Annotated in this window: 22 protein-coding genes; 11 read left to right on the top strand and 11 right to left on the bottom strand. The window is 60.7% G+C overall.

The features are described 5' to 3' along the window. The 4 genes from ACNPAA_RS12115 to trhA all read right to left on the bottom strand — a co-directional run. On the bottom strand, positions 1-1,796 hold a 1,796-nt coding region (locus ACNPAA_RS12115), incomplete at its 3' end, for an Ig-like domain-containing protein (protein ID WP_417891789.1). Next, positions 1,744-2,148 (bottom strand): retention module-containing protein, encoded by a 405-nt coding sequence (locus ACNPAA_RS12110; RefSeq protein WP_417891788.1) that lies wholly within the window; start codon positions 2,146-2,148, stop codon positions 1,744-1,746. The genes ACNPAA_RS12110 and ACNPAA_RS12115, both read right to left, overlap by 53 nt. Before the next feature lie 222 nt (positions 2,149-2,370). Continuing rightward, entirely contained in the window at positions 2,371-4,032 is a 1,662-nt protein-coding gene (locus ACNPAA_RS12105; RefSeq protein ID WP_010675535.1) for a putative transporter, read from the bottom strand. Positions 4,033-4,153: 121 nt separating this feature from the next. Further along, positions 4,154-4,786, bottom strand: coding sequence for a PAQR family membrane homeostasis protein TrhA (trhA, locus tag ACNPAA_RS12100; protein ID WP_039041319.1), 633 nt, complete (start codon positions 4,784-4,786; stop codon positions 4,154-4,156). Between the two features lie 191 nt (positions 4,787-4,977). On the opposite strand from trhA, the gene ACNPAA_RS12095 reads away from it, so the two are divergent. From ACNPAA_RS12095 to ACNPAA_RS12085, 3 genes are all read left to right on the top strand, one after another. After that, a complete protein-coding gene (locus ACNPAA_RS12095; protein WP_171865820.1) occupies positions 4,978-6,483 on the top strand; it encodes an aminotransferase class V-fold PLP-dependent enzyme in 1,506 nt (501 codons plus the stop codon). 105 nt (positions 6,484-6,588) lie between these two features. After that, positions 6,589-7,140 carry a septation protein A gene (locus tag ACNPAA_RS12090; protein WP_010675538.1) on the top strand — a complete coding sequence of 184 codons (552 nt, stop codon included), beginning with the start codon at positions 6,589-6,591 and terminating at the stop codon, positions 7,138-7,140. Between the two features lie 24 nt (positions 7,141-7,164). Further along, complete coding sequence (locus tag ACNPAA_RS12085) at positions 7,165-7,461, top strand: YciI family protein (protein WP_010675539.1); 297 nt, start codon at positions 7,165-7,167, stop codon at positions 7,459-7,461. Positions 7,462-7,743: 282 nt separating this feature from the next. Here the strand turns inward: ACNPAA_RS12085 and cysQ are convergent, their stop codons facing one another. Next, the gene (cysQ, locus tag ACNPAA_RS12080; protein WP_201872866.1) at positions 7,744-8,514 is read right to left on the bottom strand and encodes a 3'(2'),5'-bisphosphate nucleotidase CysQ; all 771 of its coding nucleotides are present in this window, start codon (positions 8,512-8,514) and stop codon (positions 7,744-7,746) included. A gap of 164 nt (positions 8,515-8,678) precedes the next feature. Between cysQ and ACNPAA_RS12075 the strand changes: the two genes are divergently transcribed. From ACNPAA_RS12075 to ACNPAA_RS12065, 3 genes are all read left to right on the top strand, one after another. Further along, complete coding sequence (locus ACNPAA_RS12075) at positions 8,679-8,996, top strand: ComEA family DNA-binding protein (protein ID WP_039041323.1); 318 nt, start codon at positions 8,679-8,681, stop codon at positions 8,994-8,996. A 94-nt stretch (positions 8,997-9,090) separates the two neighbouring features. Next, entirely contained in the window at positions 9,091-10,002 is a 912-nt protein-coding gene (galU, locus tag ACNPAA_RS12070) for a UTP--glucose-1-phosphate uridylyltransferase GalU (RefSeq protein WP_103243668.1), read from the top strand. 213 nt (positions 10,003-10,215) lie between these two features. After that, entirely contained in the window at positions 10,216-11,613 is a 1,398-nt protein-coding gene (locus ACNPAA_RS12065; protein WP_041212400.1) for a peptide MFS transporter, read from the top strand. 70 nt (positions 11,614-11,683) lie between these two features. Here ACNPAA_RS12065 and ACNPAA_RS12060 read toward each other — a convergent pair whose 3' ends face one another. After that, on the bottom strand, positions 11,684-12,655 hold the full coding sequence (locus tag ACNPAA_RS12060; RefSeq protein ID WP_029314797.1) for a response regulator: 972 nt from the start codon (positions 12,653-12,655) through the stop codon (positions 11,684-11,686). A 275-nt stretch (positions 12,656-12,930) separates the two neighbouring features. Here ACNPAA_RS12060 and ACNPAA_RS12055 point away from each other — a divergent pair, with 275 nt between their 5' ends. From ACNPAA_RS12055 to ACNPAA_RS12045, 3 genes are all read left to right on the top strand, one after another. Beyond that, positions 12,931-13,605 (top strand): DnaT-like ssDNA-binding domain-containing protein, encoded by a 675-nt coding sequence (locus ACNPAA_RS12055; RefSeq protein ID WP_069652184.1) that lies wholly within the window; start codon positions 12,931-12,933, stop codon positions 13,603-13,605. A gap of 72 nt (positions 13,606-13,677) precedes the next feature. Next, positions 13,678-14,532: a DnaA ATPase domain-containing protein gene (locus ACNPAA_RS12050; protein ID WP_103243669.1), complete on the top strand. Its 855-nt coding sequence runs from the start codon at positions 13,678-13,680 to the stop codon at positions 14,530-14,532. A 127-nt stretch (positions 14,533-14,659) separates the two neighbouring features. Beyond that, positions 14,660-15,295 carry an SDR family oxidoreductase gene (locus ACNPAA_RS12045; RefSeq protein ID WP_200164153.1) on the top strand — a complete coding sequence of 212 codons (636 nt, stop codon included), beginning with the start codon at positions 14,660-14,662 and terminating at the stop codon, positions 15,293-15,295. A gap of 56 nt (positions 15,296-15,351) precedes the next feature. Here the strand turns inward: ACNPAA_RS12045 and ACNPAA_RS12040 are convergent, their stop codons facing one another. From ACNPAA_RS12040 to ACNPAA_RS12025, 4 genes are all read right to left on the bottom strand, one after another. Beyond that, positions 15,352-16,545 carry an ABC transporter permease gene (locus ACNPAA_RS12040; RefSeq protein WP_244813025.1) on the bottom strand — a complete coding sequence of 398 codons (1,194 nt, stop codon included), beginning with the start codon at positions 16,543-16,545 and terminating at the stop codon, positions 15,352-15,354. After that, complete coding sequence (locus ACNPAA_RS12035; RefSeq protein WP_201985833.1) at positions 16,542-17,678, bottom strand: ABC transporter permease; 1,137 nt, start codon at positions 17,676-17,678, stop codon at positions 16,542-16,544. Before ACNPAA_RS12035 ends, ACNPAA_RS12040 begins: the two co-directional genes overlap by 4 nt. Continuing rightward, on the bottom strand, positions 17,678-18,682 hold the full coding sequence (locus tag ACNPAA_RS12030; RefSeq protein WP_080767988.1) for an HlyD family secretion protein: 1,005 nt from the start codon (positions 18,680-18,682) through the stop codon (positions 17,678-17,680). The genes ACNPAA_RS12035 and ACNPAA_RS12030 overlap by 1 nt, the downstream gene beginning before the upstream one ends. A 73-nt stretch (positions 18,683-18,755) precedes the next feature. After that, positions 18,756-20,162 (bottom strand): TolC family protein, encoded by a 1,407-nt coding sequence (locus ACNPAA_RS12025; protein WP_010675551.1) that lies wholly within the window; start codon positions 20,160-20,162, stop codon positions 18,756-18,758. A gap of 290 nt (positions 20,163-20,452) precedes the next feature. On the opposite strand from ACNPAA_RS12025, the gene dusB reads away from it, so the two are divergent. Beyond that, complete coding sequence (gene dusB, locus ACNPAA_RS12020) at positions 20,453-21,418, top strand: tRNA dihydrouridine synthase DusB (protein ID WP_010675552.1); 966 nt, start codon at positions 20,453-20,455, stop codon at positions 21,416-21,418. A 25-nt stretch (positions 21,419-21,443) separates the two neighbouring features. Then, positions 21,444-21,740 (top strand): DNA-binding transcriptional regulator Fis, encoded by a 297-nt coding sequence (gene fis, locus ACNPAA_RS12015; RefSeq protein WP_005309538.1) that lies wholly within the window; start codon positions 21,444-21,446, stop codon positions 21,738-21,740. A gap of 82 nt (positions 21,741-21,822) precedes the next feature. Here the strand turns inward: fis and ACNPAA_RS12010 are convergent, their stop codons facing one another. Further along, positions 21,823-22,455: a LysE family translocator gene (locus ACNPAA_RS12010; protein ID WP_134997709.1), complete on the bottom strand. Its 633-nt coding sequence runs from the start codon at positions 22,453-22,455 to the stop codon at positions 21,823-21,825. Between the last annotated feature and the right edge of the window lie 369 nt (positions 22,456-22,824).

The raw sequence follows: 22,824 nt of genomic DNA, 5'->3' as shown, positions 1-22,824 counted from the left end.
GCCGTGATGTCGGCATCGGTCAACAGGCGGTCGGCCTGGCCGCTCACCTTGAGGGTGTCCCCGGCCTTGGCATCGCCCGGCAGGCTCACTTCCACGTCCACCTTGCCGCTGATCTCGGTGTGGCTGATGGTACCGTCGTTGTTCACGTCTTCGGTGATGACCACGGTCGGCGCACCGGTCGCCTCGGTGTCGGTGGCCGCGCTGTCGCTGCCTCCGGTCCCCTTGTTGCCCGCCTGGTCGGTGTAGCTGTTCTCCTTCACGGTCACGCTGGCGGTGCCAGTGAAGTTCGCATCCGGAGTGAAGGTCGCGGTCCAGGTCTTGCCGCCATCGGAGGTGGTCAGCCCGGTCACGGTGCCGCCCACCACGGTCAGATCGCCCAGCTCGAACCCGGTCACCTTCTCGCTGAAGGTGAAGGTGACGTCGCTGGTTTCGCCCACGGTTAGCTGGTCGTCGGCGATGTCGACCACCACGCTCGGACTCTGGGTGTCGACGCTGTAACCCTCGGTATCGGTCACGGTGGTGCTGTTGCCCGCCGCGTCGGTGGTGGTGACCTTGGCGTCGATCACCTTGTCCCCATCGGCCACCAGGTCGCTACCCGGCACATTGATGCTGAAAGTCTTGTCGGCCAAGACCAGACCGGTGAAGGCCTTGCCATTGACGGTCAGGGTGACGGTGTCGCCCTCTTTCACGTCGCCACCCACACGACCGGTCACGGCGATGTCCTGCTTGGACTCGGCCGCGTTGATCACGTCGTCAGGGGTGATGTTGCCATCCAGGGTGATGCTGGCATCCGGTGGCGTGGTGTCGAGCAAGGTAGTGTCGTCGGTGGCGCTGGCCGGGTTGCCCGCCGCGTCGGTAACGCTGGCCACCACGGTCAGGTTGCCATCAGCCAGCCCGCTCAGATCGGCGCTGGTCTGGTAGTTGCCATCGGCATCGGTGACGGCAGTGACTGTCACGCTCTTACCGGTGGCATCGCTGATCACCAGGGTCACGGTACGACCCGGGCCAACATCGGAGGTGCCGCTGATGGGCGTGTTGGCCACATTGGCCGCGTTCACGTCATCCAGGCTCACCGTGATGTTCGCCGTGGTGTCCACGCTACCATCGTCGCTCGACGTGCCTCTGTTGCCAGCAGGATCAGTCACGCTGGCCGTCACGTCATAGCCCCCATCCGGCAACGGTGTCACGACATCCGCGCTGTAACTGCCATCCGGTTGTACCGTGGCGGTCAGAGTCTGCTGATTGCCATTGGCATCGGTCACCGTCAGGGTCACCGTGCTGCCGGGGACGGCGTCCGTGGTACCCGTGATGGTCGGGGTGTTGTCATTGGTATTGTCCGGTGCATTCACCGTCACGGTCGGGGCCGTAGTGTCCACGCTGCCATCATCGGTCGCGGTGCCGGTGTTGCCGGCCGGATCGGTCACGGAAGCCGTCACCTGATAGCCCCCTTCGGCCAGCGGTGTGGTGACATCCACGCTGAAGCTGCCATCCGGTTGTACCGTAGCGGTCAGGGTCTGCTGATTGCCGTTGGCATCGGTCACCACCAGGGTCACCGTGCTGCCAGCGGGGGCATCCGTGGTACCGGTCAGGGTCGGCGTCCGATCGTTGGTGTTGTCGGGGGCAGAGACGGTGATAACGGGAGCGGTGAGGTCGACCAGCTCATCCTCACTGCTTTGCACATCCACCAGCGGCGCCGCGTCAGCCGGGTTCGCACTGTCAAAGCCTGCGCTGGAGATGGTTGCATCACCGGTACGATCGATAGTGACGAAACCGCCGTTGCCGCTGGCACCAGCCACCCCCCCCCGCATTGCCTGCGGCCGGGGCTCCACCCGCCGCCGACGCCTCGAATGCCTTGGTGGGGTCGGTTCCGTCCAGAATCGCTTGCTGCAAGGCTGCGATGTCATCGGGTGTCCCCGCGTTCGCCAGCACGGCGTCACCCTGTTCGGGGCGCTCGCCGGAACCCAGGGTGAACGTGGTCTCCCCTCCCTGGAAGCTGGCCCCTTCGGGCGCAAGCAATACCGCATCCTTGGGCAGTACATCGCCTTCTGCAACGAGTCTCTGGCTCCCGTCGGCGGCGACCAGATACATTTTGCCTTGCCAGTGGGTAACGACGACATCCTGATCCAATACGATGCGCTGATTGCTCATGGTTTCTCCTGAAATATCGAAGGGCATATTGCTCCAGCCTCCAATGTGCCCGTTTATCAGGCCATAAACCAGTGAGAAAAATCGAATGAACAGACCGAAATGAAGCCGGGTTTCGGGGTGAAAACGAAGGGACGCCTAAGATGAATAAAATTAATTAAATCAATAGCATCAATTGTGACAAAACGAAGACGGGAGCCTCATCGGCTCCCGTCTCGTGAGGTGTCAGACACCGGCCCAGAGCAGGATGGCCAGCAGCTGGGGCGAGATGATCCGCAGGAACATCACCAGGGGGTAGACGGTCGCGTAAGAGAGTGCGCTGGCACCACTGGTGGGGTGCATACCGTTGGCAAATGCCAGAGCGGGAGGATCCGTCATCGAGCCGGCCAGCAGACCGCACAGCGTGAGGTAGTTGAGCTTGCCATAATGGCGTGCCAGCACACCCACCAGCAGCAGCGGGATGAGGGTGATTGCCACACCGTACATCATCCATGCGGGACCGTCGCCGTTGATCAGGGTGTCGATGAAGCCAGCCCCGGACTTGAACCCCACCACCGCCAGGAAGAGCACTATGCCTATTTCCCGCAGCGCCAGGTTGGCGCTCGGCGGCATGAACCAGTAGAGCTTGCCGATGCTGCCGATACGAGACAGGATGAGCGCCACCACCAGCGGTCCCCCTGCCAGCCCCAGCTTGAGCGCCGCCGGGAATCCCGGCAGGTAGAAGGGAATGGATCCGAGCAATACCCCCAACCCGATGCCGATGAAGACGGGCAGCATCTGCACCTGCTGCAGTTTCTGCTGCACATTGCCCACCACGCTGGTGACCGCCTCGATGGCATCGAGCCGCCCCACCAGGTTCAGGATGTCACCGAACTGCAGACTGGTCTGACTGGTCGGCACCAGCTCGATGCCGGCCCGATTCAGGCGCGAGATGACCACATCGTATTTCTGCTTGATGTCGAGATCGCGGATCCGCTTTCCGAGCACCTGCTCATTGGTGACCACCACCCGCTCAACCCGCAGATCGGTCCCGCGGGTGGAGAGGGAGGTGTCTACCTCCTCTCCAAGCACCAGCAGCACCTTGTGCAGGGCATGGCGCTCCCCCACCAGGTGCAGCAGGTCGCCAAGTTCGATGCGCGAGTCGGGCTTTGGCACCATCAGCTCGTCGCCACGCTTGAGGCGGGAACAGATGACGTCCGCCTCGTCCAGACTCGGGATCTCGCGGAGCATCAGGCCATGCATATTGGGATTGCGCACGGCAATGTTGATGGTTTGCAGACTCTCCTTGGTTTTGCCAGCCTGCTGCTCGAAAGCAACCGCCTCCTCCTCGATCTTGATGTGGAAGAACATCCTGATGAGCCACATGGTGAGCAGGATGCCGCAGATCCCGAACGGGTAGGCCACCGCATAGCCCATCCCCATCAGGCCGGTGGATCCAGGATCCGCCCCGAGCTCCGCCAGGATCTGCTGGCCAGCCCCCAGGGACGGGGTATTGGTCACGGCCCCGGAAAAGACCCCGAGGATCACCGGCAGCGGTACATCGAACAGCTGGTGCAACGCTGCCGCCACCAGGCAGCCGAGCAGAACCAGCAGGGCCGCGAAGCCATTGAGCTTGAGGCCCGAACTGCGCAAGGAGGAGAAAAAGCCGGGACCAACCTGGATGCCTATGGTGTAGACGAACAGGATCAGGCCGAATTCCTGAATAAAATGAAGTGTTTGCTCATCCAGCTTCAAGCCGGACAAGCCGGCGAAGTGGCCCACTATGATGCCGCCGAACAGCACCCCGCCGATACCCAAACCCACGCCATAGACTCGCCAGTTTCCCAGCCAGAGCCCCAGCACTGCCACCAGCGACAGCATGCTGATGGAAAGCGCGATCTCACTCATCGTTTGCATCCTTTCCAAACTGAACTGGCACTAGCTTGTCAGCAAACGAAGGGGGCAACTGTGGGGCGCCGCACGAATTCAGGCTTTCATGAGCACAAAAATACCAACTAAGGGTTAGCCATCAGATGTAGCCATAAATGGCCATGAAGTGGCACAGACTGCCCCCCAGCACAAACAGGTGCCAGATGGCGTGGTTGTAGGGAATGCGCTTGGCCACATAGAAGATCACTCCCAGGCTGTAGATGAGACCACCCAGCCCCAGCAGCAGGAGCCCGGTACCATCCAGATGCAGATAGAGCTGGTAGATGACCACCAGCGACAGCCAGCCCAGCATCAGATAGGTAAATAGCGACACCTTCTTGAAACGATTGATGAAGATCAGCTTGAACACGACCCCCGCCAGGGCCAGCCCCCAGATCACCACCATCAGTCCTTGCGCCAGCGGTGTATCGAGCGCCACCAGCAGGAAGGGGGTATAAGTGCCGGCGATCAGCAGATAGATGGCGCAGTGATCGAACAGCTTGCTCCAGCGTCTGGCAGCCACCGAGCTCACGCTGTGATAGAGCGTCGAGGCGAGATAAAGCAATACCAGGCTGGCACCGTAGACGCCGTAGCTCAGCAGTACCCTGGGCCCCTGATCCCACCCCTTGTGCAGCAGCAAGACCAGTCCCAGTCCGCCCAGCAGCAGCCCCAGCCCATGGCTGAGGCGATTCGCCCACTCTTCCCGTGGGGAGTACCCCGTCACATCCATCATTACCTCCAACCCATTACCGGCCCACTCTAGCGGCCGATGTTTCAGGCTACAAGCGTTAGCTGAAAATAAAGACGCGAGGAGAGGGAGGGCCAGAGATGGCTGTGCCCCCCGCCCCTTTGGTGTATGCTCTGCCGCCGACGCCGCCCATGCGGATGGCCGCGTCTGCCCGACAATCTGGTCTGGAGAACCCGATGAAGCTCACTGAACTGTTTACACAACCGGATCCTGATTTCGGCAAGGCCATGACGGCCCTGCTGGAGCATTTCCATCATTCCGACGACAGTCAGGCCCCCTATCAGCGGGGCAGCTTCACCCACCAGCTCGATCAGTCGTGCATGCCCGCCATCGGCATCTCTCCCCGGGACTATCTGGCACGGCTCACCACCCTGGTACCCGGGGCATCGCACCTCACCTCTCCCCGCTACATGGGACACATGACGGCACCGCTGCCGGCCTTCACCGCCGAGCTCTCCCGGCTCTTGGTGATGCTCAACCAGAACCCGATGAAGATGGAGTCCTCCCGTTTGCTGAGCTTTCTGGAGCGGGAAGTGCTGGCCAAGCTGCACCGTCTGGTCTACCGCGAGGACGACGTCTTCTATGCAGCCCATATGCATGCCAAGGATGCAGCCCTCGGCGTCATGACCAGTGGCGGTACCATCGCCAACGTCACCGCCCTCTGGCTGGCTCGCAACCGGGCCTGTGGCGACAACCTGTTCGCCCTCGCCGAGCAGGGCTATCGCGGCGCCGTCATTCTGGGCTCGCGGCTGATGCACTACTCCTTCGACAAGGGGATGGATCTGCTGGGACTCGGGGCTCGCAGCGTCTGGCGTCTCGACACAGACGAGCACAATCGGCTCAGTCTGGCGGCACTGGAACAGGCCCTTCAACAATGCAGGGAGCAGAAGCTCAAGGTGCTGGCGCTGGTCGGCGTGGCTGGCAGCACGGATTTTGGCTCCGTCGACCCGCTGCCGGAACTGGCCGCCATCGCCCGGCGCGAGCAAATCCACTTCCACGTGGACGCGGCCTGGGGTGGCCCGACCCTCTTCTCGCCCCGCTATCAGGGATTGCTTACGGGGATAGAGCACGCCGATACCGTCACCCTTGACGGTCACAAGCAGTTGCTGGTCCCGCTCGGTACCGGCATGCTGCTCTGCCGCCAACCGGACCTGATGATGACGGTGAAGCGCGAGGCTCCCTACGCCATCCGCGCCACCTCCTTCGATCAGGGGCGTTTCACTCTGGAGGGGACCCGTCCCGCCAACGCGCTCTATCTGGATGCCGCCTTCCAGATGCTGGGACAGCAGGGTTATGCCCAACTCATCGACGCCAACTACGACAGGGCGCGGCGAATGGCCGCGCTCATCGACGCCAGCCCCGCCTTCGAGCTGATGTCGGCACCTGTCATGAACCTGCTCTCCTACCGGTGCATTCCGCCCCACCTGCAAGGTCAGGAGCCCGATGTGGCGGCCAACGAACAGATCAATCTCTTCAACGTCGCCCTGCAAAAAGCCCAGCGCGCCGAAGGGCACAGCTTCGTCTCACGCACCCAGCGCGCAGTCTCCCGCTATGGCGAGCAACCGCTCACGCTGCTGCGCGCCGTCCTGCTCAACCCCCTCATCGAGGAAGCAGACATACGCGTATTGCTGGACGATCAGGTGCGCCTTGGCAACCACATTGCCAGCCAGCTGTTCGAGTAACCCGCCGCCCCGGGAAAGAACTGCCTGCAGAATGGACGGTCTTATTCATTTGCCGTTGTCTGACGGGCAGGTACACTGAGTGAAATTTTGAGGTTAGAGCCCAGCATGAAGCAGTTTATCGAGTTCATCCCCCTGATCGTCTTCTTCGCGGTCTACAAGTTTTACGACATCTACACCGCCACTGGCGCCCTGGTGGTCGTCACCGGCCTGCAACTCCTGTACAGCTGGCTTCGCTATCGCCGGGTCGAGAAGATGCAGTTGTTCACCTTCGTGCTGGTCGGTTTCTTCGGCGGCCTCACCGTCTTCTTCCACGACGATGCCTTTATCAAGTGGAAGGTGACCGTCATCAATGTGCTCTTTGCCCTCGCCCTGCTCATCGGCCGCTATGGCTTTGGCAAGAACCTCATCAAGCAGATGCTGGGCAAGGAGCTCCAAGCCCCCGACCGGGTCTGGGACAACGTCAATCTCGGCTGGGTCGGCTTCTTCACCCTGTGCGGTCTGCTCAACCTCTACGTGGCCTTCAACCTCTCCCAGGAGATGTGGGTCAACTTCAAGGTGTTCGGCCTGCTGGGCATGACCCTGGTCTTCACCCTGCTCAGCGGCGTCTATCTCTATCGCCACATGCCAGCCGAGCAGAACGCAGAACAGAAAAAATAACCGCAACCAGAAAGGGATTGTTCCATGTGGTATCTGATCTACTCCGAAGATGTCGCGGGCAGCCTGCCCCAGCGCAAGCTGGCACGCCCTGCCCACCTTGCCCGCCTGCAAGCCTTGCAGGATGAGGGCCGACTGCTGACGGCCGGCCCGAACCCGGCCATCGATGCCGAGGACCCGGCCGATGCGGGCTTCACCGGCAGCACCGTCATCGCCGACTTTGCCAGTCAGGCCGACGCCCAGGCCTGGGCCGATGCGGACCCCTATGTTGCGGCAGGGGTCTACGCCAGAGTGACCATCAAACCGTTCAAGAAAGTCTTCTGAGCCCATCGAGGCTGACAAGAAAAAGGCCGGACACTGTCCGCAATGCTGTTCACTTAAGAGAATTTGAGTTCCAGTCCACGTAGTATCAGGGCTAAAAAATGAGGGAGGCATGATGCCTCCCTCTTTCTATTGCAAGCCACGCTGGATAAAGGCTGAAGGAACATCGACTGGAAACAGCCTTGCTCCCCCAACTCAAGTCGCATTTATGAATAATTAGTCAAAAATGTGCTTATCTGAACAGCATTGCGGACACTGTCCGGCCTTTTCGTATCCGATGGGGACTCATGCCCTGGCCACAAACCAGGGATTGAGGATATCGGGCTTGTTGTAGCAAAGCGGCGAACCATCGAGCTGGGTGACGCTGCCCCCCGCCCCTTCCAGTACCGCCTGAGCAGCCCCCGTATCCCACTCGCAGGTCGGCGCGAGCCGCGGGTAAAGCTCGGCCTCCCCCTCGGCAATGATGCAAAACTTGAGAGAGCTGCCCATGGAAACCAACTCGATCTCGCCCCGCTCCAGTTCGCCAAAACGGGCCAGATACTCGAGGGTTTCCTGCGACAGGTGATTGCGACTGCCCACCACGCGCCACACTTGCCCTGCGTCATGAGGACGGGTCTGGATGGTCTCGTGCCTGCCATCGGCCACACGCCAGGCGCCAATCCCCTTGCCCCCATACCAGAGCTTGTCCAGTACCGGGGCATAGACCAGCCCCCAGCGCGGGGTCCCCTGCTCAATCAGGGCGATATTCACCGTGAACTCGCCGTTGCGGGAGACAAACTCCTTGGTGCCATCCAAAGGATCCACCAGCCAGTAGCGGGACCAGCCGAGTCGCGCAGCCATCACCTCGGGGGAGGACTCTTCCGACAACACCGGGATATCGGGAGTGAGACGCGCCAGCGCCTGAACGATCACCTCGTGGGCCCCCTTGTCCGCAGCCGTCAGCGGGCTCTCGTCCTGCTTGTACTCCACCGCAAAGGGCTGGCAGTAGATGGACATGATGGCCTCACCGGCGGCGCGGGCGATGGGCTCCAGTTCGGAAATGGCGGGTAGATACATGGAAAAGAGTTCTCGCTCAAAGGGTTGGTCAGTGTAACCGAGTGAGTATCTTCGGCTTATAGCCGTTTGCACTGACTTATACAGTGTCAAAACTGACAGACAAAAAGTGGCGCAACACAGCTAATGATAAATGTGGCACTAACGCCACATAAGGACATGACGATATGAACAAGAAGACCCTGATCGCCGCACTGCTGCTGGGCTGCCTCCCCCTGTTGAGCCAACCTCTGCTGGCCGCCGACAAGGCGGCGACCAAGCCTGTGGCCACCACCCAAGTCAAGGAGAGCGGCAAGATCAATCTCAATACCGCCAGTGCCGGCGAGCTCACCGCCCTGAAGGGCATTGGCGAGAAGAAGGCACAGGCCATCATCGACCACAGAGAGAAGCAGGGCAAGTTCACCTCCGTCGATCAACTGGCGGACGTCAGTGGCATCGGATCGGCCACGCTGGAAGCAAACCGGGACATGATTATCGTCAAGTAACCGGTTTGAATCCCTGTCATCCCAAGGGCAGCCTGTGGCTGCCCTATTTTTCTTAGGGTATCATGAGCCCACTTTGTATCTTCGGACTCACTCCATGAAAAAGACACCGCTCGTTGTTCGCAAGGCCGTTCTCCCCGTTGCCGGCCTGGGTACCCGCATGCTGCCCGCCACCAAGGCCATCCCCAAGGAGATGCTGCCCGTGGTCGACAAGCCGCTGATCCAGTATGTGGTGCGCGAAGCCATCGCCGCCGGCATCAAGGAGATCATCCTGGTGACCCATTCAAGCAAGAACTCCATCGAGAACCACTTCGACAAGAGCTTCGAGCTGGAGGCGACCCTGGAGAAGCGGGTCAAGCGCCAACTGCTGGAAGAGGTTCAGCACATCTGTCCCAAAGACGTGACTATCATGCACGTGCGTCAAGGGGAAGCAAAAGGCCTGGGCCATGCAGTACTGTGTGCCCGCCCCCTCATCGGGGATCAACCCTTCGCCGTGCTGCTGCCGGATGTGCTCATCGACGAGGTGGCCAGCGATCTGAAGCAGGACAACCTGGCGGAGATGGTGCATCTGTTCGCAGAGGAGCAGATCAGCCAGATCATGGTGGAAGCCGTCCCCGAGAGCGAAGTGGACAAATACGGCATCGCCGACATCAAGGGGGAGGCCCTGAGCGAAGGCATGTCCCTGCCGATGCAGGCCATCGTCGAGAAGCCACCCCGGGATGAAGCCCCGTCCAACCTGGCCGTGGTCGGTCGCTATGTGCTCTCGGCCAATATCTGGCCCTTGCTGGAAAAAACCCCGGCCGGTGCCGGCGACGAGATCCAGCTGACCGATGCCATCGCCATGCTGATGGAAAAGGAGCAGGTCAATGCCTACTTCATGAAGGGACGCAGCCACGATTGCGGCAGCAAGCTCGGTTATATGAAGGCCAATGTGGAATACGCCGTGCGCCATCGGGAACTCAGCAAAGATTTCACCAGCTGGCTGAAACAGTTTGCCAAAGAGCTGTAATCTCTGAATATTTACAAGATAAGCAGTATAAAAAACTGGGCATCATTCGATGCCCTTTTTCATTTTATAAACAAATATTCAACCATTGATAGATAAAATATCGCTAAATCATAATATTGTAATTTAAAGTCGCTTGTTCTATAAGGATTAAGGCTTGTTCCTAGCCCTTGCATAAAATTTCTAAAAAAATATAAGACACAGGTGGAAGTTCCAATGAATAACCCGTCCAAAGGGACCTTTTTAGGTCACCCTAAAGGGCTTTTTTTGCTCTTTAGTACCGAACTGTGGGAGAGATTCTCCTATTACGGCATGCGTGCCGTGCTCGTCCTCTATCTGACCGACCTGACCGCCAACGGTGGCATGGGCTGGACCCAGGCCGACGCCCTCAAGCTGTACGGCATCTATACCGGTCTGGTCTACATCACCCCCATCATCGGCGGCTGGCTCGCTGATACCTTCCTGGGCCAGCGCCGTGCCATCCTGTTCGGTGCCGTGCTGATGGCCGCCGGCCAGTTTACCCTGGCACTGCCTCACGCCATGTTCCCTGACATGGTCAACACCGTCTTCTATGCCGGCCTTGGCTTGCTGATCGTGGGCAACGGCCTGTTCAAACCGAACATCTCCACCATGGTGGGCGACCTGTATAAAGAAGGGGATCACCGTCGTGACGGCGCCTTCACCATCTTCTACATGGGCATCAACCTGGGCTCCCTGCTGGCCGGCGTGATCTGCGGCGCCGCCGCCACCGCCTATGGCTGGCAAGCCGCCTTCGTCAGCGCCGGTATCGGCATGCTGCTCTCCCTGGTCGTGCAGGCCACCATGGCCCAGCGTTTCCTTGGCGACATCGGCCGTGTGCCCGCCGCCCAGCGTGCCGCCCTGCAGCGCTCCAAGGAGCAAAAAGCGCCCCTGACCAAACAGGAAGTGGATCGCATCAAGGTGATCCTGGTACTGGGCCTGTTCACCATCATCTTCTGGGCCGGCTTCGAGCAGGCCGGTGGTCTGATGAACCTGTATGCCCAGGAGTATACCGACCGCATGATCGGCAGCTTCGAAGTGCCGACCGCCTGGTTCCAGTCCCTGAACCCCTTCTTCATCATCACCCTGGCCCCTGTCGTGGCCGCCATCTGGATCAAGCTCGGCAAGAAAGAGCCGAACTCCCCGGTGAAATTCGCCATGGGCCTGCTGTTCCTGGCCGTCGGCTTCCTGTTCATGATCGGTGCCGTGCTGGAGCAAGGTGGTGATCAGGCTGTCAAGACCTCCATGTTCTGGCTGGTCGGTGCCTACCTGTTCCATACCCTGGGCGAGCTCTGCCTCTCTCCCATCGGTCTCTCCATGGTGACCAAGCTGGCTCCGCTGCGCCTGGCCTCCCTGATGATGGGTGCCTGGTTCGGTTTCGTGGCCCTGGCCAACTATGCCGCCGGCTTCATCGGCTCCTTCGTCGGCGAATCCGGCGCCATGGCCATCTTCGGTGGCATCGCACTGGCCGCCGTGATCAGCGCCCTCATCCTGCTGACCATGGCCAACCGCCTGGTCTACTGGATGCACGGTGCCGAAGGCCCGGCCAAAGAGCCCGAAGAACAAGAGCAGAAACTGCAGTCTGCGACCGTTTGACCGGTCAGGACAGCAGAGACCAAACAGGGCGCCCATGGGCGCCCTGTTTGCATGTGTTCACTTCACGGCGTCAGTGGTGACGAACCTGCATCGTCAGGGCGCTGCCGCTGTCACTGCGAAACTGCAGATCAAAGGGCTCGTGCCAGCTTCGCCTGTGCAACGTGTAGCGACTGCTGCGCATCAAGCCGAGCGGCAACCCCCCTGCACGCATCAACCAGTGAGGTGAGGTGAGCCCGGCATTTGCAAAAAGCAGCCCATCCTCCTGATCGAACAGCAGGGCCGCCATGGCAAAGGAGTGACGCAGGCCCGACTCCAGCAGTTGTAGATTGAGGTAATCCAGCAATCGGTGTGGCTGGGTCAACAGCAGGCTCTCTTGTTGCTGGTATTGGCGATAGGGGCCGTTCATCAGGGATCGCACCAAGGCACCACAGAAGGCCGCATCCACACCGAGGATGGGCAATTCCATCACCAGTACCAGCAGCTTGTCGTCCAGTTTGAAGGTATCCGGGATGAAGAGATTGCCCATGCCGGCAAAGGTGACCTGCCAGGGCCCCCACTCCTGCATGCCAGGGGGGGCCAACCAGGCGAGCAGCCGGCTGCTCGCCAGATCGTGGCCACGGAAGAAGTCGATGTGTTCCATCAGCTCCAGTTGCTGGCTCTGATGCCCGAGGTTTGTCAGGCATTGCTCGATGCTGCGGCGGATCTGCTCATAGTCATTCACCGGTTTGATGAAGAAGTCCCTGGCCCCCGCCCGCAGCGCACGCTCGATCGCAGCCATCTGATCCTGACCGGAGATGACGATGACGGGCACCTGTGGATAGCGGGCGGTGAGGCAGGCAATAACCTCATGGCCATCCATGTTCGGCATGTTCAGATCACACAACACCACATCGGGGTGATAGAGCGCTGCGGCAGAGAGCCCCTCAATCCCGTCTTCTGCCTGAAAGACGCAGGCCCCGTCGTGCTCGAGATAAGATACCAGTGAGTGGCGAAAAACCGCTTCGTCTTCTACCACCAAGATCCGTAGTCCGGCTTTTGACATCTTGACAAAGCTCTTATTAGTCAAATGGTTATTTGAGCATTAAGACTAGATCATGGGCGCTGGATACCGCCACACAATATTGTCGAGCAGCGAGCCGGGCTGGCCTTGGTATCTGCCAAGCGTTTGAAATGGTCCGACTATTTTGCTTGCACCCTTGCGCAGAGATGATCAGCAACCGTCGCCCGGCAGCCGTTCTCTCGCAGGTCGGCACCATGAATTGTATGAGGCACCGCCATGAGGGATAATGCCCTCCACTCCAGATCGTGAAGCAGACCATGACGCCAGCCGAATACAGCGCCCTCGCCCATCCCAGACTCTCCCATCCGGCCCGCAGCCTCTATACCCTGCAACTGCGCCGCTTGGTGCTGGAAAATCGGCTGGCCCGACTCAACTATCCCGAGCTTGGCCGGGCACTGGCTGTCGTCGATCCGGGCAATCCCGGTGGTTTCAGCTATCAGGTCAACGCTCGCCAGCTGACCGAGCTGCTCGACGAGCTGATGGAGGCCGAACTGCTTCAGGTCGAGGCCCAGGCTGACAGTGAGCACTACCACCAGTGCCCTTTCCAGTTGCCGTTGCTGAGCCAGCGGGTGCGCAGCCCCCTGCCGGCACGCCCGTTCCAGATGCACCTGCAGTGGCGTCCGGACGAAGAACTGCCTGCTCTCGCACGCCTGTGCGGGGTGATCGATGCCAGCTACAGCGAAGAGGATCTCGGGGAGTTCATCGCCTACTGGCTCGGCCGCCCCGAGGTGTTCGACTCCCAGCACCAGTGGATGTTGAAATTTATTCGGGCCATCAAGAGTCGGCGCTACGCCCGCCGCCCGGCGACCGTGGTCACCGGGTACCAGCAGGTCGCGCCAGCCCCGGTAGAGGCTGGCCCGAGCCGCCGGGCGCAAGAGATGATCGATGAGGCCAAACGGCTGGCACAAGCTCAGGAGCCGGAGAATGATTGATACCAGGCGGCCACGAAGTGCACTATTGACCCCCTGCCCATCCAGCCACAGCCCTAGCAGAAGGAGAATTCCATGACAGATCCGCACGACCCGATGCGCCAGGCACTGGAAGAGATCGAGGCCAAACGCCAGAAAATCGCCAAGGCCAGACAGGAGCAACGGGCTCATGATCCCGAGCTCAAGCGTCACGTCAGCAGCCTGCAGGAACGTATTCTCCGACTGCGGGCCGCAACCGGCGGCAGCCAGTACGACTACGAGACCCTGCGCAAGGAGTACGACGCCAAGGCCAATGCCGAAGTGCGCGAGTTGCAGAAAGCCGCCCGCCAGGAGCGGATCCAGAAGCTGATCGCCCAGGCCGACCTCAATCCGGACTGGATCTTCGACAAGATGGATTCCGGTGACCCGGCCCTGCAATACCCCATCGAAACGGCCCGCTACTTCATCAGCGGTTTCGAGCACTGGGAGAAGAGCGGCGGGGGCTGCATGCTGATCTACGGCGATTACGGCACCGGCAAATCCACCCTGGCGGGCGCCGTGGCCCACGAGTTGATCGCGCGCCACCAGAAGTCGGTGATCTTCCAGCAGTGGGCCTCCATCGTGGACAGGCTCTTCTTCAACGTCATCCAGGATCAGGAGGAGCGCAACCAGTACCGCCGCGCCCTGGAAGAGGTGGACCTGCTGATCATCGACGAGGTGGCGGCCAACCGCGCCAAGATGGCCGAGAGTCAGTCCAGCTTCCTCGGCCACCTGCTGCGCCGTCGTCGCAACCTGTCCAAAAGCGTCATCATCATCACCAACCACAGCCCCCAGAGCCTGCATCAGGCCATCGGCGATTTCAGCTATGAGGCGATCAAGGCGTTCAATCCGGTGGACATCCACCTGAGCGGACCCAGCCGCCGTCCCAGCATCGGCCATTACAACGGTTGATCCCGTCGGGCCGGCGTCCCTGATGTCCGGCCCTTCATATCCCCTGCACCTCACAAATAAAAACCACTCTCATTTACAGAGAGCCATCCAGGCTCTAGGCTTGCTCTTTTGTTCGAGAGGGCCTGTCATGCCAACCACACTCATCTTCGGTGCCAGTCGCGGACTGGGCCGCGCCTTCACCGACCACGCACTGCAACTGGGCCACAGGGTCGTTGCCCTGGTGCGCCATGCCGACATGGCCAGCGAGCTGCATACCCTGGGAGTCGAGGTCGTCATCGGAGATGCCCTGGACCCCCTGGCCGTGGCCCAGGCTTGCCGCTTGGCGGGCAGGGATGCCCGGGTAGTCTCCACCCTCGGCAGCTTTCGCCAGAGTGCACCGGTGGATTATCAGGGCAACCGCCATGTGATCGACGAGATGGAGCGCGCCGGGCTCAGCCGCCTGCTGCTGGTCACCTCCCTCGGTTGTGGCGACAGCTGGCAATACCTGCCCGAGCGGGCTCGCGCCGCCTTCGGACACGAGGTACGCCTCAAGAGCCTGGCGGAAAGCTGGCTGCAGACCAGCACCCTTGAGTGGACCATTTTACGCCCCGCAGGGTTGCAGGATGGGGAGCCCACGGGTCAGGCCATCCTCAGCCAGGGGCAAGAGAGGCATGGCCTGGTCAGGCGCCAGGATGTGGCGATACGGGGTTTGCAACTGCTCACCGACCAGGAGGCGTGCGGCCAGATCTATGCCATCGGCGATCCGGGTCTGAATCAGCCATGATCCCTGTGAATGGCAACACGGTCAGCCCAGTGGCTGACCGTGTTGTTGCAAGGCGCCTAGTCGGTGGAAGACGCTGTCGCCCCATCATCCGGCCGCGTTGCAGGGCACGGTTGACGCCAGCGGAGCAACCAGCACGCCAGAGCGCCATACAGCAGCGCCAGTCCCCACAACTGCCACCAGTAGCGGGAGACCTGGGCAAAGTCGGCCCCCATCTGATTGAGGCGCAGGAATCCCTCGATGGCCGGCGTGCTCGGGGCCCACTGGGCCAGCCAGTTGAGGGGAGCCGGGATGAGCTCAAGGGGCCAGATAAAGCCGGCCAGGAAGACCAGCGGCAAAGAGGAGACAAGCACTACCTGGGTCGGCAGATCACGGCGGGTGAACAGGGCGCCGAGCACGATCCCGAGCCAGGTGGTGGCCAGCAGGAACGGCAGGGTAAAGAGCCAGAGTTCGCCGGGTACAGCGGTGCGGGCAATACCGTAGTGATCGAAGCAGAAGCCGAAGAAGTAGGTCACCGGAAGGACGAAAAGAACCCCCACCACCAGGGTGCGGGCCAGCAACAAGGCCGGCACGGGGGCATGTTGCCAGTAGCCTGACTCGCCACGGCGGCTGCGCTGGTTCTGGGTCGCCCCCAGGATGCCGGTCCCCATCAGCAACACCTGATGCAGGATCAGCACGAATACCGCAGGCACCACGTAGTTCACATAGCCCATGGTGGGGTTGAATACCGGCAGCACATTGAGGCCCACCGCGTTCCAGCCCATGGCGGCCTGGGGCAGCGCCTCGCCCTGGCTCAACAGCCTGGCCACCTTCACCTGGGCGGCGAGCGTGCCCCCCGCCTGGGCCAGCCCTTCGGCAATGGTGCCATAGACCAGGAAGTAGGAGGCATCCCCGGCATAACCCAGGGTCACGCTCCTGCCCAGCATCAGATCCCGATAGAAGTGGCGGGGAATGTGCAAGATGCCGCTCGCCTTGCCGGTCAGCATCATCTGGCGGGCCTCGTCGAGCGAACCGGCACGGGCCACCAGTTTCACCTGCGCCGTGGCATCTGCCATGAACTCCAGCTGGCGGGAGAGCTGGCTGCCATCCTCGTTGACCACCACCACGGGCTCTTCCCTGGGCAATTGGTGCAGGTAGGGTTGGGGGTAGAGGAAGGAGTAGAAGAAGACGCCGCCAAACAGGGTCAGCATGATGGCGCGATCCGCCAAGAGGGTGCGCAGCTCAAGGCGCACCAGATCCCAGAATCCCATCATGGCCTGGACTCCTCATGGGGCAGGGCCGCGCCCGACGGCGTCCGGTAGCGGTGTACCACCAGCAACAGGGGCAGCAAAAACAGCAGCAGAGCCCCGAGCTGGGGCAGGGCCGCCGTCAACGGTTGACCATAATTGGTTTGCCCGATCTGCAGCTCCACATAGTGGGAGATGGGCAGCAGGCTGCGCCAGAACTGGGCCACATCCCCCATGGCGCTGACCGGAAAGGTGACCCCCATGAAGGCAAATCCCGGCGCCGTGTAGGCGCCGGCCAGAGAGAGCGCCCGCGCCGGATCCCGGATGATGGCGTAGAAGAAGGCCCCCATGGTGACGCAAGCGGCCGACGCCAGTCCCAGCCCCGCCGTCAGCACCAGCCAACTGCCTTGCATGGGGTACCCAAGCCCCTTGAACAGCAGCAGACTCCACGCCAGACCCCACCCCCAGCCGATGAGCACGTGGGGCAGCAGGGTACGCCAGAGGCCGAACCAGACCCCTCTGGTGGTCCAGTCCAACCCGAGGCGATCGGTGCGGGCCAGGGCGTTCAGGCCATAGAGCACCACCAGGATCTGCCACACCGCAGGTAGCAGGGCGCTCAGCAGAAACTGGGCGTAGCTGGAATTGATGTTGTAGAGCGCGGTAACCTGGCTCGCAATGGGTACGGATTGTCCCAGGGCACCGGGCAGCGTCTTGCCGTCGGCCATGGCCTCCAACACCCCTACCTGGCCATTGAGAGTTCCCACCACCTGGGCCAGTGCGGAGTTGACCAGCTTGGCAATCAGGATGAACTGGCCATTGTTGAACACGGTCACCCTGGGTTGGGTCCCCTCGCGGGCATCCCGCTCCAGGTGATGAGGGATCACCACCAGGGCATAGATGTCCCCCCCTCGCAGTGCCCTGGCCCCCTCGTCAATGGCGTCAAACTGCTGCGCTATCTTGAGCCCGGCGGAGCCATCGAGAGAGAACGCCAGTTGCCGGGAGAGGGTGCTGCGATCCAGATCCACCAGACCGACCTTGAGATCCCGCGCCAGGCCGGCTGAAAAGATCCAGCACAGGATCCCTATCAGCAGAAAGGGGACCCAGCTCGCCAGCGCCCGGCCGAACGGGTCCTGCCAGAGCAACCGCCATTCGCGCCCCATCAGAGCTCGACCAGCACGCTCATGCCGACCCGCAGCCCGTCAACCGGCTGCAAGGGGCGCGCTTCCACCTGGAAGCTTTTCATGTCGAACCCCTGGCGGGTGTCGGTGGCACGCCAGGTGGCGAAATCCCCCATCACGGCCACATGGGTCACCTTGAAGCGCACCAGCTGATCCCCCAGGCCGGGAATACGGGCATCAAACTCGGTACCGACCGGGAACCTTGGCAAGAGGTCCTCACGGACATGGAACTGGGCCCAGGCATCCTTCATGTCGAGCAAGGTCACCACAGGGAAGCCCTGGGGAGCCAGCTCGCCGCTACGCAACAGCACCTGGGCAACTTCCCCCTCGTGTGGGCTGGCGATGCGGGTATCGGCCAGATAGGCTTCCACTTCCGCCACTCCGCCAGCCGCCATCTTGGCCTGCTCGCGGGCCGCTATCTTGGTCTCTTCCCGCGCCCCTTCCAGTGCCATCTGGTATTGCTGCCAGGCCATGCCCTCGCTGTACTTCGCCGCCTGCCAGGCCGTCCAGGCCTCGTCACGCTTTTGCAGCGACATCACGCCATCCCGATGCAGGCTGGCAATGCGCTCGTAGGTTTTGCCATGAAGCAGGGCAGCCGCCTTGGCCTGTTGCCACTGATCCTTGGCGGCCGCGATCTGCTGCACTCGCGCCCCCTTCTCAGCCTCTTCGGCCATGGCACCCGCCGCGGCCTGCCCGGCCTTGGCCTGACTCAGCTTGGCCTCGATCTCCGGGCTCGCCAGAGTGAACGCCAGTTGGCCCCTGGCCAGTTGATCCCCCTTCTTCACCAGCACCTCGTCGATGCGGCCCGCCACCTTGGAAGAAACCGAATATTGCTGCGCCTCTATCTGCCCCTGCAGACGCACCGGCTCCGGCTGATAGGCCAGCCAGAAGCGCCAGCCAAGCCAGAGCACAAGCAATACCAGCGCCAGTGGCAGCAGCCAGGGCTTGCCCTGGCTCATCTTCTTCTTGATGGGGGGATGACTCATGAATTCACCTCGGCAAACGGGCGACCCTTGACGGTCGAAACGGACATGAATAACGGAGTGGAAGAGCGCGCGATCATGAGTTCACCTCGATCGCCTGGCCATGCTGATACTGGTTGAAACTGTTCATCTGACCGGAGAGTGCCAACAGGCGGGCCAGAGAGATCACGTATTGATAGGCGGCGGCGGCGCGCTGGGTCTTGACCCCGGCAAGCTGGGTCTGGGCATCGACCACATCGAGGGAAGTGGAGAGCCCCTGACCGAATGCCTTGTCACGCAACCGCACGTTCTCCTCGGCCAGCGCCTGGGTCGAGGAGAGAGAGTGATACTCCTCCAGTCCCTGGGCAGCCTCGCGCCAGGTCTTCTCGACCAGCAGCTCCAGATCCTGGCGGGTCTTGGCTTGCAGCAGGTTGACCTGGAGTTCGGCGCTCTTGGCTGCCTGGACCGTCTCGGAGCGGCCATCACGACTCACCAGCGGCATGCTGACCCCGACACCAACCAGCCAGTCCGGTGTGGTCTTGGAGACAATGGAATCATCTTCATAGAGGTTGTAGTTGCCGAACAGGAAGAGCTCGGGGGCGTATTTGCCCTTCTCCAGCTTGATCATCCCCTGGGCCTGCTCCTTCTTGGCCGTCAACAGCTTGAGACCGGGATGCACCGACAGGGTCTCCTCCACAAAGGGAGACAAGGCTGGCATCCCTTCGTTGATGAAGAGGGCGGTATTGGGCTCAGCCTGCTTGAGCTTGAGCATATGGCCGAGCGCCAGCTGGGCGATCTCCAGGCTGCGCCTGGCCTTCTGGGTATCGATACGTGCCCTGTCATAGGCAGACTGGGCCGAGAGGCGCTCCACCTTGGCGATCTGCCCCTGGGCTTCGAGCTTCTTGGCATGATCCAGATGGTGTGCCAGTCCCTGCTCGATCTCCTGCTTGGTCTGCACCACCTGCGCCGCCAGCACCACCCCGAAGTAGGTCTGGGAGAGGCTCTCGAAGGTGGACTGCTGTTTGAGCACCAGCAACTGCTCAGCCTCGCTCACCTGGGCCTGACGAATATCCTGGGCCGCATCGATGCGCCCGCCGGTAAAGAGCGGCCATAACATCTTGACCGAGCTGGTCACCACGTTCTGCTTGGTGAGGGGGGTGACGAAATCGCTCGGGCTGAGGTTGAGTGCCTGCATCACGGGCCCCAGCACCTTGCCAAATTCCGGATGATTGGCGATGGGGTTGAGATCCAGCATGTCCAGCTCCATCGGCTGATCGAGATGGGTATAGCTGGCCCCCACATCCACCTTGGGCAGGTACATGGCCTTGGCCGCCTCCCGCAGTTGCTGGGCCCTCTCCACCCCGGCCTGCTCTGCCGCCAAGCCGTCATCCTGCTGGATGACCCGGCTCCAGGCCTCGGTAAAGCTGACCGTCTGCGCCTGGGCCGACCCCAGCACGACACCCAGCAGGCATGGGCAGAGCGATTTGATGAACTTTGCCGTCATACATCCCCGATCCGTTTGTAATGAAATTGTGTAGAGTCTTTGCTCAATTCAGGCCCGCTATCATAGCCTAAACCGGCTTGAGAGGGAGACTCACAAATCACCATCCCCCTCACTCGCGCCCTCCTGACCATGGTCACAGACAATATGTCCGATTTTCAAGCACTCCTGAATTTGCAAGCCTTGGCGCGACGTTTTTTTCAGAAAAAAATGGCTGACGCTCAAATACTAACCTTTTCTCCTGACTAAAAAATGCGTAATATACGCCGCCCTAAGCCGATGGTAACCGTGGAATGCAGATAGGTCCCCACACGCTTGAAACTCCCCTGATCGTGGCCCCCATGGCCGGTGTAACAGACCGACCATTTCGTGAACTTTGTTTACGTTTGGGAGCCGGTATGGCCGTTTCCGAGATGCTGCTGGCCAACCCGGATGTCTGGGATACCCAGAAAACCCGGATGAGAATGGATCACTCTGCTGAAGGCGGCTTGCGATCGGTCCAGATTGCCGGTGCCGACCCCGAGATGATGGCGTTTGCTGCCCGCTACAACGTGGAGCAGGGCGCTCAGATCGTCGACATCAACATGGGATGTCCGGCAAAAAAAGTGAATAAGAAGCTGGCAGGTTCCGCCCTGCTGCGTCAGCCAGACCTGGTCAGATCCATCTGCCGGGCCGTGGTGGATGCGGTGGAAGTACCTGTCACCTTGAAGATCCGCACAGGATGGGATCCGGATAACCGCAATGGCGAGGAGATCGCCCGAATCGCCGAAGATTGCGGTATCGCGGCCCTTGCCGTGCATGGTCGTACCCGTGCCTGCCTCTACAAGGGCGAAGCGGAGTACGACACTATCAGGGCGATTAAGCAGGCCGTATCGATTCCTGTTGTCGCCAATGGCGACATCGATAGCCCGGAGAAAGCCCGGTATGTCCTCGACTATACCGGTGTCGACGCCGTGATGATCGGCCGTGCTGCGCAAGGACGACCCTGGATTTTCCGGGAAATCCGCCATTTTCTTGAAACGGGCACCAAGCTGCCGCCTCCCGACAGGGAAGAGGTTCGCACCCTGATGAACGAGCATGTCACCAATCTGCACCAGTTTTACGGTGCCTATCTGGGAGCGCGCATTGCCCGTAAACACGTGGGCTGGTATCTGGATGAAGAAGAGGCGGGCCGAGAATTCCGTAAGCACTTCAATGCCCTGGATTGTGCAGACGCACAACTCGAGGCACTCGAAGCGTATTTCGATGGATTAGGTTAACGCATAACTAAAGAGCCGACCGAATATGTTCGAACAAACCCTGACTTCTGATGCATTGGTAACAACTACTCACAATCACGCTGCCGAGCCGACCCAACGCCCCCTGCGTGACTCTGTGCAACAGGCCCTGCGTAACTACCTGGCCCAGTTGAACGGTCAGGAAGTGATTGATCTGTACGATATGGTTCTCTCCGAAGTCGAAGCTCCCATGCTGGACGTGATCATGCAGTACACCCGTGGCAACCAGACTCGCGCCGCCGTGATGATGGGCATCAACCGCGGCACCCTGCGCAAGAAACTCAAGCGTTACGGCATGAACTGATCCCGGTCATTCTGCTGCAGTGCAGACGAAGGCGTATCCCAGCGATGGGATACGCCTTTTTCTATGCCCGGTGTTTACCTGCTCACTCCACCGCCAGCTTGATACCGAGCCCCACGAACAGCCCCCCCATCACGCGATTCAGCCAGGTGGCCACCCGGGCGGGCAGTCGCACCTTGCGGCTTGCAAACGCGGTGGAAAACGCCAGCAGATGGCACCAGATCATGCCGTTGAGATTGAAGATGCAGCCCAGCACGATGAATGCCATCGCCTTTTGCGGTGAAGCGGGATCGATGAACTGGGGCACAAAAGCGAGAAAGAAGAGCGCCACCTTGGGATTGAGGACATTGGTGAGCAACCCCTGCCGAAAGATGCGCCCATAAGAGAGCGCAGGCAGCGCCACAGCCCCATCCACAGACGTTGAAGTGCCACTCCTCTGCCAGAGCATGGACACGCCGAGATAGACCAGATAGAGCGCCCCCATCAGCTTGATGACGGCAAACAGCTCGGCGGAGGCACTCAACAGCGCAGACAGTCCCAGCGCCGCCGCCAACACATGCACCATGGTACCTGTCCCGATACCCAATGCCGCCATGGACCCTGCACGCCATCCCTGGGAGCCGCTGCGCAGCATGATGAGCAGGGAGTCAGGCCCAGGCATCATGTTCAACAACAGGCCAGAAACGATAAACAGCGCCAGATCGTGGATCCCCAACATAGACAGCTCCTTGTACATGAAAGAAACAGTCTATGGATCCTGAAGTACTTGTCACTCCCGTTTCCGGCGATAGTGATTATCAAGGAAGGGAATAGCGTTTGAGCCGGAGATACTTGACGCTCAACCTGGTGAGAAAGAGAGATTGAGCCGTTTGAAAGGCAGTGATACTGGCTGAATAGCAATGTTTATCGATGTAATACACTGTATTTTGTGCATTAATCAGACTAATTGTCTAAATACATAGATTGCAGGCAATAAAAAACCCCGCTCGAGTGAGCGGGGTTTCTTGTATTGGGTGCCTGGCAGTGTCCTACTCTCGCATGGCGAATGCCACACTACCATCGGCGCTACAGCGTTTCACTTCTGAGT

Source organism: Aeromonas sp. PS2Canimalfood6 (assembly GCF_048276795.1).
Lineage (GTDB): Bacteria > Pseudomonadota > Gammaproteobacteria > Enterobacterales > Aeromonadaceae > Aeromonas > Aeromonas caviae.
Note: the sequence above shows the minus strand (reverse complement) of the source record. Positions and strands in the feature narration are given on the sequence as shown.

What these genes read in the sequence shown, in the direction of transcription:
- ACNPAA_RS12085 (WP_010675539.1), top strand. Translation starts at nt 7,165, where the DNA reads ATGTGGTATCTGATCTACTCCGAAGATGTCGCGGGCAGCCTGCCCCAG.
- ACNPAA_RS12030 (WP_080767988.1), bottom strand. Translation starts at nt 18,682, where the DNA reads ATGAGTCATCCCCCCATCAAGAAGAAGATGAGCCAGGGCAAGCCCTGG.
- ACNPAA_RS12055 (WP_069652184.1), top strand. Translation starts at nt 12,931, where the DNA reads ATGACGCCAGCCGAATACAGCGCCCTCGCCCATCCCAGACTCTCCCAT.
- ACNPAA_RS12045 (WP_200164153.1), top strand. Translation starts at nt 14,660, where the DNA reads ATGCCAACCACACTCATCTTCGGTGCCAGTCGCGGACTGGGCCGCGCC.
- ACNPAA_RS12110 (WP_417891788.1), bottom strand. Translation starts at nt 2,148, where the DNA reads ATGAGCAATCAGCGCATCGTATTGGATCAGGATGTCGTCGTTACCCAC.
- ACNPAA_RS12065 (WP_041212400.1), top strand. Translation starts at nt 10,216, where the DNA reads ATGAATAACCCGTCCAAAGGGACCTTTTTAGGTCACCCTAAAGGGCTT.
- ACNPAA_RS12050 (WP_103243669.1), top strand. Translation starts at nt 13,678, where the DNA reads ATGACAGATCCGCACGACCCGATGCGCCAGGCACTGGAAGAGATCGAG.
- ACNPAA_RS12060 (WP_029314797.1), bottom strand. Translation starts at nt 12,655, where the DNA reads ATGTCAAAAGCCGGACTACGGATCTTGGTGGTAGAAGACGAAGCGGTT.
- ACNPAA_RS12095 (WP_171865820.1), top strand. Translation starts at nt 4,978, where the DNA reads ATGAAGCTCACTGAACTGTTTACACAACCGGATCCTGATTTCGGCAAG.
- galU (WP_103243668.1), top strand. Translation starts at nt 9,091, where the DNA reads ATGAAAAAGACACCGCTCGTTGTTCGCAAGGCCGTTCTCCCCGTTGCC.
- ACNPAA_RS12025 (WP_010675551.1), bottom strand. Translation starts at nt 20,162, where the DNA reads ATGACGGCAAAGTTCATCAAATCGCTCTGCCCATGCCTGCTGGGTGTC.
- ACNPAA_RS12035 (WP_201985833.1), bottom strand. Translation starts at nt 17,678, where the DNA reads ATGGGGCGCGAATGGCGGTTGCTCTGGCAGGACCCGTTCGGCCGGGCG.
- cysQ (WP_201872866.1), bottom strand. Translation starts at nt 8,514, where the DNA reads ATGTATCTACCCGCCATTTCCGAACTGGAGCCCATCGCCCGCGCCGCC.
- trhA (WP_039041319.1), bottom strand. Translation starts at nt 4,786, where the DNA reads ATGATGGATGTGACGGGGTACTCCCCACGGGAAGAGTGGGCGAATCGC.
- fis (WP_005309538.1), top strand. Translation starts at nt 21,444, where the DNA reads ATGTTCGAACAAACCCTGACTTCTGATGCATTGGTAACAACTACTCAC.
- ACNPAA_RS12090 (WP_010675538.1), top strand. Translation starts at nt 6,589, where the DNA reads ATGAAGCAGTTTATCGAGTTCATCCCCCTGATCGTCTTCTTCGCGGTC.
- ACNPAA_RS12075 (WP_039041323.1), top strand. Translation starts at nt 8,679, where the DNA reads ATGAACAAGAAGACCCTGATCGCCGCACTGCTGCTGGGCTGCCTCCCC.
- ACNPAA_RS12010 (WP_134997709.1), bottom strand. Translation starts at nt 22,455, where the DNA reads ATGTTGGGGATCCACGATCTGGCGCTGTTTATCGTTTCTGGCCTGTTG.
- dusB (WP_010675552.1), top strand. Translation starts at nt 20,453, where the DNA reads ATGCAGATAGGTCCCCACACGCTTGAAACTCCCCTGATCGTGGCCCCC.
- ACNPAA_RS12105 (WP_010675535.1), bottom strand. Translation starts at nt 4,032, where the DNA reads ATGAGTGAGATCGCGCTTTCCATCAGCATGCTGTCGCTGGTGGCAGTG.
- ACNPAA_RS12040 (WP_244813025.1), bottom strand. Translation starts at nt 16,545, where the DNA reads ATGATGGGATTCTGGGATCTGGTGCGCCTTGAGCTGCGCACCCTCTTG.